Raw genomic sequence first — 17,561 nt, 5'->3', positions numbered from 1 at the left:
AGAGGTTTGTGAAGATTCTCGTCCAGAAGTTCGGTGGTTCTTCCTTGACGACGGAGGATTGCCGAATGAGGGCAATCTACCATATAGAAAAGGCGATAGACGAGGGATATTCCCTCGTCGTGGTCGTCTCGGCGATGGGACGCAAGGGCGATCCCTACGCTACGGATACACTTTTGCAGCTCATTCGAAGCAACGGAAATACACTGCCAAGCAGAGAAATGGATTTGCTCTTGCACACGGGCGAAATCATTTCCGCAACAGTGATGTGCAGCATGCTGCATGCGCGTGGGATAAAAGCGAAGATATTAACTGGGGGCCAGGCGAATATCGTAACCAGCGATGATTTTACCCAGGCTCAGATTAACCATATCGACCCTGCACGAATGATCAAGGAGCTGCAGGAAGGGAATGTACTCATCGTACCTGGTTTTCAGGGACGCACAGAAGATTGGGAGATTACGACCTTGGGGCGCGGGGGCAGCGATACGACAGCGACCGCGCTCGGGGTGGCACTGGAAGCCGAAATGGTGGACATTTTTACGGATGTAGAAGGAATTATGACGGCAGATCCTCGGATCGTGGAGGAAGCGCAACCCCTGACCACCGTTACCTATACGGAGATTTGCAATATGGCGCATCTGGGTGCCAAAGTCATTCATCCGCGCGCTGTAGAGATTGCGATGCAGGCGAACGTACCAATTCGTGTACGCTCGACGTTTTCGGACGATCCCGGTACATTGGTCACAACGATGCTGGAGATCGGCAAGTTGGGGTATGCGGTGAATGATCGGGTCGTAATGGGAATCGCGCATGTACCCAACATTACACAGATTAAGGTTGCCAATAAAGAGGGACAGTACGATACACAGCTCCAGGTCTTCAAGACGATGGCGACACACAACATCAGTGTTGATTTTATAAACGTAAATCCGTTGGGAGTCGCCTACACGGTCCATGACGAATTAGGAGAGAAAGCGGCACGATTGTTGACAGAGATGGGCTATGAGCCCCAACTGCTGCCATGCTGTGCAAAGGTTTCTGTGATTGGCGCCGGAATGACGGGTGTACCGGGAGTAATGGCTCAAATCGTTGAGGCTTTGACTCATGAAGATATTCAGATTTTGCAGTCGGCAGATTCGCATACGACCATCTGGGTACTCGTACATGAGGCAGATATGGTAAGGGCTGTCCGTGCTTTGCATCAACAATTCCATCTGCATCAACATCATGTGTAGGTTTCCATTCTGACCATTGATAGAGGAGTTGGATAGGCAGTGGCACGTTTTGGCCGACTGGTTACCGCGATGGTAACGCCATTTAATGATCAAAACCAGGTTGATTATGAGAAAACCGAACGTCTGATCGATCATTTGCTGGAGACAGGGAGCGAAGGAATTGTCGTCAGCGGCACGACGGGAGAGTCCCCGACTCTGTCTCAGAAAGAAAAGCTGGATCTCTTCCAGCATGTAGTCAGCTACGCGAAAGGCAAATGCCATATAATCGCCGGAACGGGTAGCAACAATACACAAGCGAGTGTAGAATTCACACAGGAAGTTCAAAGCTTGGGCGTGGACGGGATTATGCTAGTAGCGCCTTACTATAGCCGCCCGTCCCAAGAAGGGCTGTATGCTCATTTTCACGCAATAGCCTCCGTGACGGATCTGCCAGTCATGCTGTACAATGTACCCGGCCGCTCCGCTGTCAACATGACGGCTGAAACCACGTTGCGACTGGCACAGCTGCCCAATGTCGTATGCATGAAGGAAGCATCTGGAAATTTAAGTCAGATCGCGGCGATCATCGAGCATGCACCGGAGGGATTTGAAGTATACAGCGGCGATGACAGCCTGACACTGCCGGTATTGTCTATCGGAGGTGTAGGGATCGTCAGTGTTGCCAGTCACATCGTAGGTCGTCAAATGAAGGAGATGGTAAACGCCTTTTTTGACGGCAACTTAAACGAAGCATCGAGTCTGCATCGCAAGCTGATGCCAATCTTTGAAGGATTGTTTGCCTACCCGAGTCCGGGACCGACCAAAGAAGCCTTGAACAAATTGGGGATTCATGTGGGCGGAGTTCGACTGCCCTTGGTGGAGCTGAACGAAGAGGAAAAAGCGTTCGTACACTCCTTACTTGGCCATTTAACCCAACATGCATAATTGCACCAAGAGCCATTCATCGTGAATGGCTCTTTTTTCTTGTGTTCACGTTTTCACTTCGGGTATAATGAAAACAAGTGATTTGGGGCGGTTATTTTTTGAGTGTACAATGACAACTAAATATAGGAGGTTACATGTTTTGGCAAAGTCGAATCACTCTGTTCTCATTTTCGCCCTGGGCGGAGTCGGCGAAATTGGGAAGAATATGTACGTGGTACAATGCGATGATGACATCGTAGTAATTGATGCTGGATTGAAATTCCCGGAGGAAGAGATGCTGGGAATTGACATGGTGATTCCAGACATTACTTACTTGGAGGAAAATCGCGAAAAAGTTCGGGGGATCATCATTACGCATGGCCATGAGGACCACATCGGTGGGTTGAGCTATTTCTTAAAGCACCTCAATGTGCCAGTCTATGCAACCAAGCTTACCCTCGGACTCATCGATGCAAAATTGAAGGAAGCGGGCATATTAAACGATACGAAGCGCGTATTGATCAACAGTGATTCGGAGATCGTCCTCGGAAGCATGAAGGCTACCTTTTTCCGGGTAAACCACAGTATTCCTGACTGTGTCGGCGTATGCCTGGATACACCTGAAGGGTATATTGTTCATACGGGAGATTTCAAATTTGATCAGACGCCGATCAACAACCAGACAGCAGATTTAGCGAAAATGGCGATGATCGGCGAGCGCGGCGTTTTGTGCTTGCTCTCGGACAGCACCAATGCAGAGCGTCCTGGCTTTACCGGATCAGAACGTTCGGTTGGGGTTGCGATTAAAGACGTGTTCAGCAAATCCACAGGCCGCATCGTCGTATCCACCTTTGCGTCCAATGTGCACCGGATCCAACAAGTCGTGGATGCTGCCGTGCAATTTAACCGTAAAATGACCGTTGTCGGCAGAAGCATGCAAAATGTAATCAATATCAGCCGTGATCTAGGCTATCTTTTCGTGCCGGACGGTTTGATTGTGGATACGGATGAGATTAATAAATTGCCTGCCGAGCAGGTGGTGATTCTGTCTACTGGAAGTCAGGGAGAGCCGATGTCGGCGCTCACTCGCATGGCCCGATCCGCCCATCGGAAAATCGATATTCTTCCAGGAGACACTGTGATTATTGCCGCTACCCCGATTCCCGGGAATGAAAAATATGTAGCGCGCACAATTGACCAGCTTTCTCGCATTGGCGCTGAGGTCATTTATGGCGGCCATGGACCAAACGGAACCGTCCACGTATCCGGTCATGGAAGTCAGGAAGATCTTCGCCTCATGCTCAATCTCATGAAGCCCAAGTTCTTCATCCCTATTCATGGCGAATATCGCATGCTGAAGAGCCACTCGATTCTTGCGGAGCAGGTCGGAATTCCGGCGGAAAACATTTTCCTGCTGGACAACGGAGACACCGTTGAAATTTCCGGTGGCAACGCCCGCTATGGCGGCAAGGTTCACGCAGGCATTGTGCTGATCGATGGATTGGGAGTCGGAGATGTGGGGAATATTGTATTACGAGACCGCAAATTACTCTCTCAAGATGGTATTCTGGTAGTTGTCGTTACGCTCAGCAAACAAAACGGTACGATTTTGTCCGGTCCCGACATCATTTCCCGCGGCTTCGTGTATGTACGTGAGTCCGAAGAATTGCTGGACGAGGCTAATCGCATCGTCACCCAAACACTTGTGAAATGCATGGAAGAAAATGTAAATGAGTGGTCCTCCTTGAAAAACAATGTGAAGGAAGTGTTGGGCCGCTTTCTGTTCGAACAGACGCGCCGTCGCCCAATGATCCTTCCGATTATCATGGAAGTGTAGCTCATGTAAGTCCAGACAAGCAAGAGATCCTTATCAAAAGGACGCTCTTGCTTGTTTTTGTTTGGGCAAAATCGATGCGGGATACCTGCCATCTGTGCATCTTTTTCCCTTCGCCTAACCATACTAACGAGGAAAGTGAGGGAGGATGATTATGTCAAATCGCGGACTCTCCGATTATTTGAATCGGCCACCTTTTGCAAGCAACGCAAACCTAAATGCCAACCTTCGAGCTTCGGCTTCGAGAGAGGAACAGGAACCTGGAGCAGTGCCGCCTGGCGAACCTGCAGCTGCGCCAAATGCTCCGGACGAATCCAAGAAAAAATTGCTTGATTCCATTACACAGCTGGGCCAGACGAATGTCCCTCAGTTAGAGAGCAACATTTACTGCATGAGCATCATCGGACAGGTAGAAGGGCATATCCAACTGCCGCCGCAAAACAAGACAACCAAGTACGAGCACCTGATCCCGCAATTGGTTGCAGCCGAGCAGAACAGCAAGATTGAGGGCGTACTGGTTATCTTGAATACGGTTGGCGGGGACGTCGAAGCGGGCCTGGCGATCGCGGAAATGGTCGCTTCGCTGTCCAAGCCTGTGGTCACCCTGGTACTGGGTGGCGGACACAGCATCGGTGTACCGATCGCGGTAGCAGGAGATTATGCCTTCATTGCCGAAACGGCTACCATGACGATTCATCCGATCCGCCTGACGGGCTTGGTCATCAGCGTTCCGCAAACCTTTGAATATCTTGATAAGATGCAGGAGCGAGTGGTCAGCTTCATCGCACGCCATTCCAAAATCAGCGAGCAGCAATTCCGTGACTTGATGCTGCGCACGGGAGAATTGACACGCGACATCGGAACCAATGTGATCGGCGCTGATGCCGTCAAGTACGGTCTAATCGATGAAGTGGGTGGGCTCGGCAAGGCCTTGAAAAAATTGAACGAGCTGATCGAAAAGAATCGCACCGAAGAGAAGGTGTTGCAATGATTTTGCATTCGGTCGTACCGATGGAGACGGTCTTCGCCAACATGGATCAGGTGGAAAAGCAAGAACTGAAGGAAGTTACGATCGGCCACATGACCATGCTGGTGGAACCGACTGGCCCCTTTGAGGGCAGGATCGTACGGATGATCAGTCCGCTTCCTCAGGACTATCTCAATCCCAAATGCGCTCCCGGTCAAATGATAGCTTTTCATCCGGACGCTTTCTCCTAAGAAGTCCTGTATTTCTATGAATTTCCTGTGTTATACTGATGATGTGCGAACAGCAGCCGAACAGCAGCCGGCTGCCTTTTTACAATCTCATGCAATATTTTGAAGAAAAGCAAAAGGAGGCGTGCCAGTGAGTAGAAGAGGAAAAAAGCAATCAAGTGCGGCATTGGCCTCGGTTGTCAAAATAGAGTTGCTGGGACTCGTCATCATCGTGTTGTCACTCATTGGACTTCTGGAAAGCGGTTTTTTGGGGAAAAACATCCTGGCATTCCTTTTCCGCTTTTTCGCGGGATCGTGGGATTTTACCATTCCGGTCTTCTTGATCGGCATGGCGCTCTACATGATGTTTACCCGTCAGAAGCCGCAGTTGAACTTCCGAGTGTTAGGAATACTCTTTATCGCGCTCGCTGTGTTTACCTGGGATCATTTGATACTCTACAAACAGATCACGGCTGACGGGAAGTTTGCCGACCAGAGCATCCTGGGAGTCACCTGGGATAGGCTTTGGCTGGATCATAGCCAACGGGTATCGACAACCGGAGTTGGCGGCGGGATGCTGGGAGCGATCGTATTTGCCATCAGCAATGGACTGGTAGGAACGATCGGAACTGGGATCATCATTGTGTTTCTCTTCCTGGTCGGTCTCATGCTGTTGTTCAACCTCTCCTACGTCGACATTCTGATGTTCTTGCGTGACAAGGCTGCCCGAATGTACGGCAAAGCCAAGGATACAGTCAAGGAGTCTGTTCATTTGATGCAGGAGGAGAGCGAGAAGAGGAAGCAAGAGGCCAAGGCCGCCAAGCAAGAGCAGATGGCGGGACAGCAAACAGAGCCAACTTTGCCGCCTGATGCCGCATCCGAACAGGCAAGTGCACGCGACCATTCCCTTCCCTGGGATGCAGAGCCTCCCGCTGAGACGCCGATCAAGCCGGTCATTCACGATTTTACGGACAAATTGCATGCAGCAGATGAGCGGCCTATAGCGGCGCCGCAGAACAACAAATCTGTCTCCAATGCGGAACACGAGATTACGTTTAGGCTGGAAGGAGACGAGGAGATTTTCGGGACGCTGGAGCATGACGCATCACCTGCCAACACGGTACCCTATGAATTGCCAAGCTTACATATGCTGTCTAGGCCGCGTCCGGCTGGTTCAGCCAAAGATGTTGACCATACTTCCAATGCAGTCAAACTCGTTCAGACGTTGAAAAGCTTTGGAGTAAATGCCACCGTATCAGAGGTGCATCGCGGTCCTGCCGTGACCCGATATGAAGTTCAGCCTGCTACGGGTGTAAAAGTTAGCCGCATCGTGAGTCTGACCGATGATTTGGCTTTGGCTCTGGCAGCCAAGGACATTCGGATCGAAGCGCCGATCCCTGGGAAATCGGCAATTGGCATCGAGGTGCCCAACTCAGAAGTAGCCGTGGTATCCTTGCGGGAGGTTCTAGAATCCCCCCAATACCAGGACGCCCCTGGAAAACTGACAGTGGCACTAGGCAGGGATATTTCAGGCGAGCCAATCGTGGCCGACCTAACCAAGATGCCGCACTTGCTGGTTGCGGGTGCTACCGGCAGCGGAAAATCCGTCTGTATTAATGGTCTGATCATGAGTATTCTTTTCAAGGCAAAGCCGGACGAAGTCAAGCTGATGATGGTAGACCCGAAAATGGTTGAGCTGAATGTCTACAATGGCATTCCCCACCTGCTTGCCCCGGTGGTCACAGATCCGAAGCGCGCGTCTGTCGCCCTGAAAAAAGTAGTCGCCGAGATGGAACGCAGGTACAATCTGTTCGCCAAATCCGGCTGCCGCAATATCGAAATGTACAATGCCCATACGCCTGAGTCCCCGCTCCCTTACATCGTGGTGATCGTGGACGAGCTGGCGGATCTGATGATGGTGGCACCAGGGGAGGTAGAGGATGCGATCTGTCGCCTGGCGCAGATGGCGCGTGCGTCCGGTATTCATCTGATCATTGCAACCCAGCGTCCATCCGTCGACGTGATCACGGGGGTAATCAAGGCAAATATTCCTTCCCGCATCGCTTTTGGCGTATCCTCGATGGCAGACTCGCGGACGATTCTAGACATGGGCGGGGCGGAAAAGCTGTTGGGAAGGGGCGATATGCTCTCCTTGCCGATGGGCGCCTCCAAGCCTGTTCGAGTACAAGGAGCCTTTGTCTCCGATAAAGAAGTCGAGGAAGTTGTCAACTTCGTCAAAAACCAGCAGGAAGCCAAATACAATGAAGAAATGATTCCAGGCGATGTGCAGGAGGATCAGCAGCCTGTCGTGGATGATGATTTATACGATCAGGCTGTACAGGTTGTCCTGGAGGCCCAGACAGCTTCTGCATCGCTGCTGCAGCGCAGACTCCGTGTAGGATACACCCGAGCGGCAAGATTGATCGACATGATGGAAGCAAACGGCGTTGTAGGTCCCTATGAAGGAAGCAAGCCACGGGAGGTTCGCCTTCCTCGACCTTCCATAGAAACCCATATCTCATAACCATATTTACCCAATAAAGAGAAATACGGTGAAGTAAAAAGCAGGCCATGTTTTCGATAACAGCAATGTTGTTCACGAAAATATGGCTTGCATGATGTTCGCCCCTAGGTTAAAATTCTTACGAGATTAAAGGAAATTGTTGTTATGCCGTCTTTCAGGAAATAGAGGTCTGACGTCTTACCTGTTGGAATGGCTAGTGGACAGCAGGAGTGAATGACAATGAGCATAAAAGGGAATTCTCGCTCTTTGTTTCTCTTGGTAATGGATAAAATCAAGAGCGATATCGAGTCTGGGAAACTGCGGCCTGGTGAGCGACTTCCGTCAGAAGCCGAACTGTCAAAGCAGTTGGGCGTAAGCAGGGCGACGCTACGCGAGGCGCTCCGCCTTCTGGAAGAAGAGAAAATCGTCATTCGCCGACACGGAGTGGGCACCTTTATTAACTCCAAACCTGTTTTTTCTGGAGGAATTGGGGAACTCTTTAGTGTGACAGACGCGATAGAGCGTCAAGGGTACAAGGCGGGGACGATGATTTTGAAGACTGCTTTTGAAGAGTCTGGAGAAGAGGAGCGGAAAAGACTATCCCTGAAGCAGGGCGAAGGCGTATTGATGATCGAGCGTATTCGCACCGCTGATGGATTGCCCGTGGTTTATTGTATCGACCGTATTCCCGCACATCTTGCGTCCAAAGGTTATTCCGCAGGGGGAGAATCCATCTTTACATGGTTGGAGAGTACTACAGGAATCAGGATCACGTATGCAGTCGCCCAGATCGAACCGATGGGCTACAATGAAAAGGTTTCCAACCTGCTGCACTGTGATCGATCCACTCCATTGTTACTGCTCGAGCAGATCCACTATGATGAGAACGAGCGGCCGATCTTGTATTCCCACAACTACTTTCGGGCAGACAAGATTCACTTCCATGTCGTTCGCAGACGGATGTAAACAATTTTCATTTCTATCAAAAACAGGGGGTAATCTCGCATGAAAAAGGTTCTTTCCGTCCTCTCTGTTGCAACCCTCAGCCTCTCGCTTTTACTGGCTGGTTGCGGCAGCAAAACAGAAGCACCTCAAGGACAAACAGGAAACGCAGGTGGCACAGAAGGAGCAGCACCGGCACCGGCAGCAACGGCAAGAGTCGGTATGGTTACGGACGTTGGTGGCGTAAACGACAACTCCTTCAACCAAAGCGCTTGGGAAGGACTGCAAAAACTTCGTACAGATCTGAATCTGCCAGAAGGCAATGTGAACTTCCTGCAATCTACGAGTGATGCAGACTATGTACCGAACCTGACCCAGTTTGTAAAAGACGGTTGGGATCTGACTTGGGGTATCGGTTTCTTGATGGGTGACCATCTGAAAAAAGTAGCGGATGAAAATCCAAATTCGAAACTGGCAATCATCGATGCTGAGGTTGACGCTCCAAACGTAGAATCCGTTCTGTTCAAAGAACATGAGGGTTCCTTCTTGGCTGGAGTCGTAGCTGCGAAAATGAGCAAAACGAAAAAAGTCGGTTTTGTTGGCGGCGTAGAAATCCCGGTAATCAAACGCTTTGAGCTTGGTTTTGAAGCAGGGGTAAAAGCTGCCGATCCAAGCGTTGAAGTAATCAAAATCTACACTGGTTTCTTCGATAAGCCAGATGAAGGAAAATCTGCTGCTTCCCAAATCTACGGTCAAGGCGCAGACATCATCTTCCACGCAGCTGGCGGTACTGGCGACGGCGTGTTCAATGAAGGGAAAAACCGCAAATCCAAAGGTGAAGACGTTTGGGTAATCGGTGTTGACAAAGACCAATCCCTGACATTTGGCGACGACATCACATTGACTTCCATGGTAAAACGCGTAGATGAAGCAGTACACCGTGTATCCAAAGACGTGATCGACGGTAAATTTGAAGGTGGCAAAATCGTATGGCTGGGCTTGGCTGAAGACGGTGTAGGCTTGGCTGATACATCCACCAAAAACGTTCCAGCAGACGTATTGAAGCTGGTTGACGAGTACAAGGAAAAAATCGTCAAAGGTGAAATCAAAGTCCCTGCTGAGTAATGATGACGAGGCTGTAAGCGAGCAAGGCTGGTTCGAGCAACTGGCCTTGTTCTTTACCTACTAGACCCATAAAAACGGGGTGAACGTGGTTGGAATCGGTAAAAACTGTTGTTGAAATGAGAGGAATAACGAAGCGTTTCCCCGGAATTGTTGCCAACGACAACATTTCTTTTTCCGTGAAAAAAGGGGAAATACATGCGCTGCTTGGTGAAAACGGCGCAGGTAAATCTACACTGATGAACGTTCTATTTGGTCTTTATCAACCGGAGGAAGGCGAAATCCTCATTAACGAGAAGCCGGTTAAGATTACCAGTCCCAACGTTGCGAACGAGCTGGGGATTGGCATGGTGCATCAGCATTTCATGTTGGTTGAGACATTTACTGTGACAGAAAATATTGTGTTAGGAAATGAACCGAAAAGCGGGTTACAGATAGATATTAAGAAGGCTGTAAAGGCTGTGGAGGAACTTTCCAATCAATATGGCTTGAAAGTGGACCCAAATGCGAAAATCGAACAGATTTCCGTAGGAATGCAGCAGCGGGTTGAGATTTTAAAAACCCTGTACCGCGGCGCTGACATTCTCATTTTTGATGAGCCTACTGCTGTTTTGACACCGCAGGAAATCAATGAGCTGATTGAAATCATGCAGAGCCTCGTCAAGGAAGGAAAAACGATTATCCTGATCACGCACAAGCTGAAAGAAATCATGGCAGTGTGCGATTCAGTGACAATCATCCGCCGAGGCAAGGTCATCGATTCCCTCAAGGTGAAAGACACCAATCCAGATGATTTGGCAGCCAAAATGGTCGGACGGGAAGTAAACTTCAGTGTGGACAAGCAGGAAGCACAGCCAAAGGGACCGATCCTGCAAGTAGAGAACGTCGTCACGCGCGGAAATCGGGGAGTAAACGCCTTAAACGGCATCAGCTTCGAAGTTCGTTCCGGAGAGATTCTGGGGATCGCCGGGGTGGATGGCAACGGGCAGAGTGAGCTGATCGAGGTCTTGACGGGATTGCGCAAAGCTGATTCGGGCCGCGTTCTTCTGAACGGCAAAGATATCACCAACCATACGCCGCGTGACATCTCCGAATCAGGCTTGTCGCACATTCCGGAGGATCGCCACAAGCGCGGGTTGGTTCTTGATTTCACCATGAGTGAGAATATGGTGTTGGAGACGTATTTTCATCCCACGTTCAACAAGAACGGCTTCCTCGACTATGCAGCCATTGACAAGCATGCAGCGAAACTGATCGAGGAATTCGATGTGCGTACACCGAGCATCCACACACCGGCACGGGCCTTGTCCGGGGGAAATCAGCAAAAAGCGATCATCGCCCGCGAAGTGGATAAAAATCCGGATCTTTTGATTGCGGCTCAGCCGACGCGCGGCTTGGATGTCGGCGCGATTGAGTTCATTCATCGCAGACTTGTCGATCAGCGGGACAAAGGTAAAGCGGTATTGATGCTTTCCCTGGAGCTGGACGAGATTATCAATGTCTCCGACCGAATCGCCGTGATTTACGAAGGAAAGATCGTAGGGATCGTCGATGCGAAGTCGACCACAGAGCAAGAGCTGGGCTTGATGATGTCTGGCGGAAATCGCAAGCAAGGAGGAGGAATCGATGAATAAAGCTATTGCCGTTTTTACCAAGGAATCGTTCCTCGTCCCGGTCATTGCTATCATCCTTGGCCTGCTGGTTGGCGCGATTGCCATGCTGGCGGGTGGATTTAACCCGATTCTGGCTTATACTGCCCTCGTTGAAAAGGTATTTGGCAGCGCCTACAATTTCGGGGAAACAATCCGCCAAATTACCCCTTTGATTTTTACGGGGCTCGCAGTCGCCTTTGCGTTCCGAACTGGGCTGTTTAATATTGGTGCGGAAGGTCAATTTATTGTTGGCATGGTAGCTGCGACAACAGTTGGCGTCGCCTTTGAGCTTCCGGCATTCATCCATGCGCCACTCGCGATCCTGGCAGGTGCGATTGCAGGGGGGCTATGGGGATCCGTCGCAGGTTACTTGAAGGCAAAACGCGGTGTGAACGAAGTCATTACAAGCATCATGATGAACTGGATTGCACTTTATCTCGCCAACTGGGTGATGAATTCCTTCTTCGTCCCAAAAGGGCAGCAACGCTCTGAGATGGTCCATGATTCAGCGATCATCACGATTACCTGGTTATCACAGATGTTTGACAATGCCCGCTTGCATTGGGGCACGTTAATTGCCGTTCTGGCCGCCATTTTCTTTTATGTTATTATGTGGAAAACGAGAACCGGATACGAACTGCGTGCTGTTGGTCTAAACCCGCATGCTTCCGAATACGCAGGCATGAACGTCAATCGCAATGTCATTAAAGCCATGTTCATTAGCGGTCTATTTGCGGGGATTGGCGGGGCTGCGGAGATTCTAGGTGTTTTCCATTACCAGGCGATTCTTACTGCACAGCCGGGATACGGATTTGATGGTATTGCGGTTGCCCTGATCGGTGGCAATACGCCTATCGGGGTTATCCTGGGAGCGATCCTGTTTGGAATCCTCAGCTTTGGCGCAGCGGGCATCAAATTTACGGCAGGAGTGCCCGTCGAATTAATTCGTGTCGTCATCGCGTCCGTCATCTTCTTCGTGGCCGCACATGGAATCGTGAAAGTTTTTGTGAAGCCTATTTTGAAGAAGAAGGAGGGTGGAAACTGATGGATTGGGCAACCGTCGCCAGTAACCTCGTTCATGATACCATCGTGTTTTCCACTGCCTTGATTTTTGCGGCATTGGGAGGACTTTACTCGGAGCGGTCTGGGGTAGTCAACATCGCGCTCGAGGGAATGATGATTATCGGTGCATTCACCGGTGCCGTTATCACCAACGTCATACAGGATTCCGGCTCGATTGCACCTTGGATCGGATTTGTCGCCGCAGCGATAGCCGGCGCCATTTTTGCCTTGCCTCATGCCGTGGCGTCCATTACATTCAAGTCCGACCAGGTGGTAAGCGGTGTGGCACTTAACTTTTTGGCTGCAGGATTAGCTGTCTATTTGACCAAAATCATTTACAACGGGGCCGGTCAAACTACGACACTTACTGAGGTTTTCGATAAATGGGAAATACCGGGCTTGGCCCAGATTCCCTACCTCGGTCATGCTCTATTCGAGGCGTACCCTACCAGCTTTCTCGCATTTATCATCGTGTTCCTGACATGGTTCTTGCTGTTCAAGACCTCCTTTGGACTCCGCCTGCGTGCGGTAGGGGAGCATCCGCGTGCAGCAGACACCGTCGGAATTAACGTCAAGAGAATGCGTTATATTGCAGTTATGATCAGTGGTGCTCTGGCTGCGATGGGTGGTGCGACCATCACCTTGACCACGACGAGCAACTTTTCCCACAACACGATATCCGGGCAAGGCTTTATCGCTCTCGCCGCCCTGATATTTGGGAAGTGGCACCCTGCCGGTGCAATGGGAGCGGCACTATTCTTCGGGATCGCACAAGCTATCAAAGCGCTGGTGCAGGTGTACGGATTGACCCAATACGTACCAACCGAATTTATCTTCATGCTCCCTTACGTCTTGACGATTCTCGTCATGGCAGGTTTCGTAGGGCGATCCAGTGCTCCTGCAGCACTTGGTAAACCGTACGAGACAGGATCACGCTAGTTAACATTTTTTACGCCTAGAACCCGGCTCCATCCCTGTGTGATAATGGCTTCGAAAGCATAGCACAGGGGGAGGGATTAGATGAATCGCTGTATACATACAGACAGCATCCGTCTATGGTCGGGAATTCTAGGCGTTTTTTTCTTGATTGCCGGACTTTGGGTGCAGAGCGTGGATGCAAGGGGGAAGCCAGGACCGGAGATTTCTCTGATGATCGACGGGATTGGAATTGAGACAGATGTACAGCCCTTGCAAAAAAATGGCCGCATGCTGGTACCGGTTCGGGCCATTGCGGAAAAAACAGGGGCCAAGGTTGGTTATGACGCGCAAAAACGCCAGGTGGAAATCAGGAAAGAGCATAAAAAAATCATTATTCCGATCGATCGTTCTTTTGCCCATATAGACGGAGAACAAGTCTCGCTTGATGTTCCCGCTACAATTGTGAATCGACGGACACTAATCCCGGTTCGCTTCGTGAGTGAAGCACTGGGTTATCGAGTGGAGTGGAATGCCGTCTCACGTGTAGCAGCCGTTTGGACACCAAAAGCCAAACAAACAACAGCAAGTGCTACGAACCCGTATGTGGTACAGACAGGGGACAGCCTTTATCTGATTGCCAAGCGCTATCAGGTCAGCATAGATACATTGATGAAAAACAATAACTTGTCCTCTGATACCTTGCTGGCCGGACAAGTTCTCTATCTCACCGATCAAGCTAAGAAAGCTGAGCTTAGACCAACCAATGTTGCCGGTGATCAGCGATTGCTGCGGGACCATTTTGTCTTTCCATTTGCCGCGCATAGCGGGTACGAACCGTTTGTCTCGAGCTATGGTTCCGACCGCGAATGGACGGAAAGCGGGAATGGGACCGTGCGTTCTCATGAGGGAGTCGACATTATGGCACCGAGTGGAACCCCCGTCTATGCCGTATCCTCCGGCACGATTAACCGAATTGGATGGAATACATATGGCGGCTGGCGCATCAACATTACAGATGCAGGCGGGGCCTACAAGATGTATTACGCCCATCTTCTCGCTTATGCTCCAGGACTGCAAGTAGGGAGTCATGTCAAAGCCGGGCAATTGATTGGTTTCGTCGGGGCGACTGGCTATGGCAAACCGGGGACAACCGGTGTGTTTTCTCCTCATCTGCATTTTGGGCTCTATCTTGCCCGGAACAATCAGGCGATCGATCCTTACCCGTATCTTCGTTTCTGGGAACGCCATAAAGTCACAGGTCTTTCATAAAAATGGGACAAACTAAGAAGAGCATGTTCTTTTACGAATGAAAGGAGGGCTCTTCATGTGGACATGTCCTTACTGTGGCGGAAACCACGGTCTCCCGTTTCACGATGATCACTTGGACGGAATGCTTTGTCTGGAATCTGATTGCGGCCGTTTTGTTGAGGAGAAAATGCTTCCTGATGAAGTCCGCGAGTGGGATTATACAGATTTTTAAAGCCTGAGAGGAGCGAATCTGCTCCTCTTTTACATTTTCATACAAGTTTTGGTTACTCGCCTGCCTGTCAATTGGTTACAATAGAGGGGAGTGATCTGACGCAGAAGGGAGAATCATGTATGGGGACCCAAGTACACGAGATCGCATTTACAAGCTCCCAAATCAATGGGATGAACGTACATATTTTACAAACTGAAAAATTCAAGACAACGACGATCGTGACGATGATTGAGCAGGAATTGTCAGAAGAGACCGTGACCAAAACTGCTCTGTTGGCGATGGTGATGAAAAGAGCTACTGCCCGGTTCAAGGAGACCAAACGCCTGCGGGCATACCTGGACTTTCTGTATGGGGCTATTTTTGATGTAGATGTTACGAAAAAAGGAGAACGTCAGATCCTGCAAATCTACATGGAAGTGCCGAATGAAAAATACCTGGCCCAAGCGTCGACATTACTGGAGGAAGCGATTCAGTTCGTCGGTGACATGCTGACTAGGCCGTGCGTGGAGAATGGAGCATTCTTGCCCAAGTATGTAATGCAAGAAAAGGAAACCCTGCGGAAGCGAATCGAGAGTCTGATTGATGACAAGATGAAATACGCCAACCAGCGAGTCACGGAGGAGATGTGCAAGGATGAGCCGTTCGCCTTGCTGGTACAGGGTAGAGCAGCGGATCTGCCCGCGATTACAGGGGAAGATTTGTATCGGCATTTCCAGGAGATCACAACCTCCAATCCGATCAATCTGTTTGTAGTCGGGGACGTAGATGAACAGCAGGTAAAAAAGGCGATCGAGACGCATATTCCGCTGCAGCGCAACGCTGTGAAGGAGTTGAAGGTCACGAGTCCGATCAAAAACGTCGAGCAGGAGCGTACGGTCGTAGATCGGCTGGATGTAGGTCAGGCCAAGCTGAACATCGGTTGCCGCACCAACATCGCCTATAAGGATGATGACTATCCGGCCCTTTTGATGTACAACGGCATCCTGGGTGGCTTTCCCCACTCCAAGCTGTTCGTAAACGTACGGGAAAAAGCAAGCCTTGCGTATTATGCCGTCTCCCGGCTGGAAAGCCACAAAGGCATCATGATGATCATGTCCGGGATCGAAGCGATAAAATATGACCAGGCGGTAGAGATTATCAAGGCGCAGATGGATTTGATGAGGCAAGGAAAAATCACCGAAGAAGAACTCAGCCAGACGCGCGCGACATTGACCAACCAGTTCCGCGAGCTGTTGGACAGTGCCCGGATGATGATCGAGTATACGTACAACGGCGTCGTGAGTGGACGCAGGCGACCTTTGAATGAGCTTTTGCAAGCGTTTGAAACCGTGACCATCGATGATATCAAGCGTGTAGCCGATCAAGTAAAAATAGATATGATCTACCTTTTACGCGATAAGAAAGGGGAGGCGTAAGGTGCAAACCACTGTTTTTGAGCAAGTAAAAGAAACCGTCTACCATGAGACCTTGGCGAATGGCCTGAAAGTGTTCCTCGTTCCCAAGCAGGGATTTAGCAAAACATACGCCGTCTTCACGACTCGCTATGGTTCGATCGACAGCCATTTTCGCACCAGGAGCGGGGAAGAAATCAATGTGCCGGATGGGATCGCTCATTTTCTGGAGCACAAGATGTTTGAGAAAAAAGACCGGGACGTGATGCACGAATTCAGTAAAAACGGCGCTTCCTGCAATGCGTTTACGAGCTTTAACCGTACTGCGTACCTCTTCTCCTGCACAGATAAGCTGGATCAGAACCTGAATCTGCTGCTCGACTACGTGCAGGAGCCGTATTTTACAGATGCCAGTGTGGAGAAGGAAAAGGGGATCATCGGGCAGGAGATCACGATGTACGATGACAATCCCGACTGGAAAGTGTATATGAACTTGCTGAAAGCCATGTACCAGAATTACCCGATCAATATCGAGATCGCCGGAACCATTGAGACGATTTCACACATCACCAAGGAATATCTGTACCAATGCTATGAGACCTTTTATCATCCAGCCAACATGCTTTTGCTGGTAGTCGGCTCTTTTGATGCTGAAGCCGTGATGAAGCTGATCCAAAAGAATCAGACTGGGAAGGAATTTCCGCCTGCACCGCAGATCACGCGTATTTTTCCTGAGGAACCGCCCGCACCAGCCCAGCACCGCGTAGAAGTAAATCTGGCCGTCGGGCTGCCCAAGTGCATGATCGGGATCAAGGAAATAGAAAACGGTCTGTCAGGGGAAGCGCTGCTCAAGCGTGATCTGACAACCAAACTGCTGTTGGACATCGTCCTCGGCAGCAGCTCATCCGCTTATGAGAAGCTGTATGACAGCGGCTTGATTACCGAGAGCTTCGACTTCGACTATAGCTGCGAGCAGGATTATGCCTATTCGATCTTCGGCGGCGATACTCCTGATCCGGATCAGTTGGTTGAGACGATTAAAACGATCATAGAAGAATGGAAACAAAAAGGGATTGAACAGGATGCTTTCGAGCGGGCGAAGCGCAAAAAGATCGGCAATTTTATGCGCGGTCTCAATTCCGTAGAATTTATCGCCAATCAGTTCACCCAATTCAAGTTTAACGGAAATGATCTTTTTTCAGTTGTTCCTGTATTGGAGTCCATTACAAGAGAAGACGTGGAAAAACGCATGAAGGAGCATTTTCAGCTCGATCAAATGGCTGTCTCCATTGTTCGTTCTGCCGCGGAGCAGGAGTAGGGAAAAT

15 protein-coding genes are annotated in these 17,561 nt (G+C 50.1%); all 15 read left to right on the top strand.

The window, feature by feature from the left end; genetic code table 11:
- Positions 1-8 precede the first annotated feature (8 nt).
- The 15 genes from dapG to yfmH all read left to right on the top strand — a co-directional run bounded on the left by dapG (position 9) and on the right by yfmH (position 17,554).
- The gene (gene dapG, locus T458_RS42135; protein ID WP_023557098.1) at positions 9-1,235 is read left to right on the top strand and encodes an aspartate kinase; all 1,227 of its coding nucleotides are present in this window, start codon (positions 9-11) and stop codon (positions 1,233-1,235) included.
- A gap of 39 nt (positions 1,236-1,274) precedes the next feature.
- On the top strand, positions 1,275-2,159 hold the full coding sequence (gene dapA / locus T458_RS42130) for a 4-hydroxy-tetrahydrodipicolinate synthase (protein ID WP_023557097.1): 885 nt from the start codon (positions 1,275-1,277) through the stop codon (positions 2,157-2,159).
- Between the two features lie 139 nt (positions 2,160-2,298).
- On the top strand, positions 2,299-3,975 hold the full coding sequence (locus T458_RS42125; protein WP_023557096.1) for a ribonuclease J: 1,677 nt from the start codon (positions 2,299-2,301) through the stop codon (positions 3,973-3,975).
- Between the two features lie 151 nt (positions 3,976-4,126).
- Positions 4,127-4,963: a ClpP family protease gene (locus T458_RS42120; RefSeq protein WP_023557095.1), complete on the top strand. Its 837-nt coding sequence runs from the start codon at positions 4,127-4,129 to the stop codon at positions 4,961-4,963.
- Positions 4,960-5,190, top strand: coding sequence for a YlzJ-like family protein (locus T458_RS42115; protein ID WP_023557094.1), 231 nt, complete (start codon positions 4,960-4,962; stop codon positions 5,188-5,190). Before T458_RS42120 ends, T458_RS42115 begins: the two co-directional genes overlap by 4 nt.
- A 121-nt stretch (positions 5,191-5,311) precedes the next feature.
- A complete protein-coding gene (locus T458_RS42110) occupies positions 5,312-7,690 on the top strand; it encodes an FtsK/SpoIIIE family DNA translocase (RefSeq protein WP_051410076.1) in 2,379 nt (792 codons plus the stop codon).
- A 219-nt stretch (positions 7,691-7,909) separates the two neighbouring features.
- Positions 7,910-8,635 carry a GntR family transcriptional regulator gene (locus T458_RS42105; RefSeq protein WP_023557091.1) on the top strand — a complete coding sequence of 242 codons (726 nt, stop codon included), beginning with the start codon at positions 7,910-7,912 and terminating at the stop codon, positions 8,633-8,635.
- A gap of 39 nt (positions 8,636-8,674) precedes the next feature.
- On the top strand, positions 8,675-9,736 hold the full coding sequence (locus T458_RS42100; RefSeq protein ID WP_023557090.1) for a BMP family lipoprotein: 1,062 nt from the start codon (positions 8,675-8,677) through the stop codon (positions 9,734-9,736).
- Positions 9,737-9,852: 116 nt separating this feature from the next.
- On the top strand, positions 9,853-11,367 hold the full coding sequence (locus T458_RS42095; protein ID WP_171819401.1) for an ABC transporter ATP-binding protein: 1,515 nt from the start codon (positions 9,853-9,855) through the stop codon (positions 11,365-11,367).
- Positions 11,360-12,430 (top strand): ABC transporter permease, encoded by a 1,071-nt coding sequence (locus T458_RS42090; RefSeq protein WP_023557088.1) that lies wholly within the window; start codon positions 11,360-11,362, stop codon positions 12,428-12,430. The genes T458_RS42095 and T458_RS42090 overlap by 8 nt, the downstream gene beginning before the upstream one ends.
- The gene (locus tag T458_RS42085) at positions 12,430-13,386 is read left to right on the top strand and encodes an ABC transporter permease (protein WP_023557087.1); all 957 of its coding nucleotides are present in this window, start codon (positions 12,430-12,432) and stop codon (positions 13,384-13,386) included. The genes T458_RS42090 and T458_RS42085 overlap by 1 nt, the downstream gene beginning before the upstream one ends.
- An 81-nt stretch (positions 13,387-13,467) precedes the next feature.
- A complete protein-coding gene (locus T458_RS42080) occupies positions 13,468-14,634 on the top strand; it encodes a stalk domain-containing protein (protein ID WP_023557086.1) in 1,167 nt (388 codons plus the stop codon).
- Positions 14,635-14,689: 55 nt separating this feature from the next.
- Positions 14,690-14,845: a hypothetical protein gene (locus T458_RS57220; protein ID WP_023557085.1), complete on the top strand. Its 156-nt coding sequence runs from the start codon at positions 14,690-14,692 to the stop codon at positions 14,843-14,845.
- 119 nt (positions 14,846-14,964) lie between these two features.
- Positions 14,965-16,260 carry an EF-P 5-aminopentanol modification-associated protein YfmF gene (yfmF, locus tag T458_RS42075; RefSeq protein WP_023557084.1) on the top strand — a complete coding sequence of 432 codons (1,296 nt, stop codon included), beginning with the start codon at positions 14,965-14,967 and terminating at the stop codon, positions 16,258-16,260.
- A 1-nt stretch (position 16,261) separates the two neighbouring features.
- Complete coding sequence (gene yfmH / locus T458_RS42070) at positions 16,262-17,554, top strand: EF-P 5-aminopentanol modification-associated protein YfmH (protein WP_023557083.1); 1,293 nt, start codon at positions 16,262-16,264, stop codon at positions 17,552-17,554.
- The last annotated feature ends 7 nt before the right edge of the window (positions 17,555-17,561 follow it).

This window comes from Brevibacillus panacihumi W25 (assembly GCF_000503775.1).
Classification (GTDB): domain Bacteria; phylum Bacillota; class Bacilli; order Brevibacillales; family Brevibacillaceae; genus Brevibacillus; species Brevibacillus panacihumi_A.
This window is presented reverse-complemented; position numbering and strand designations above follow the sequence as displayed.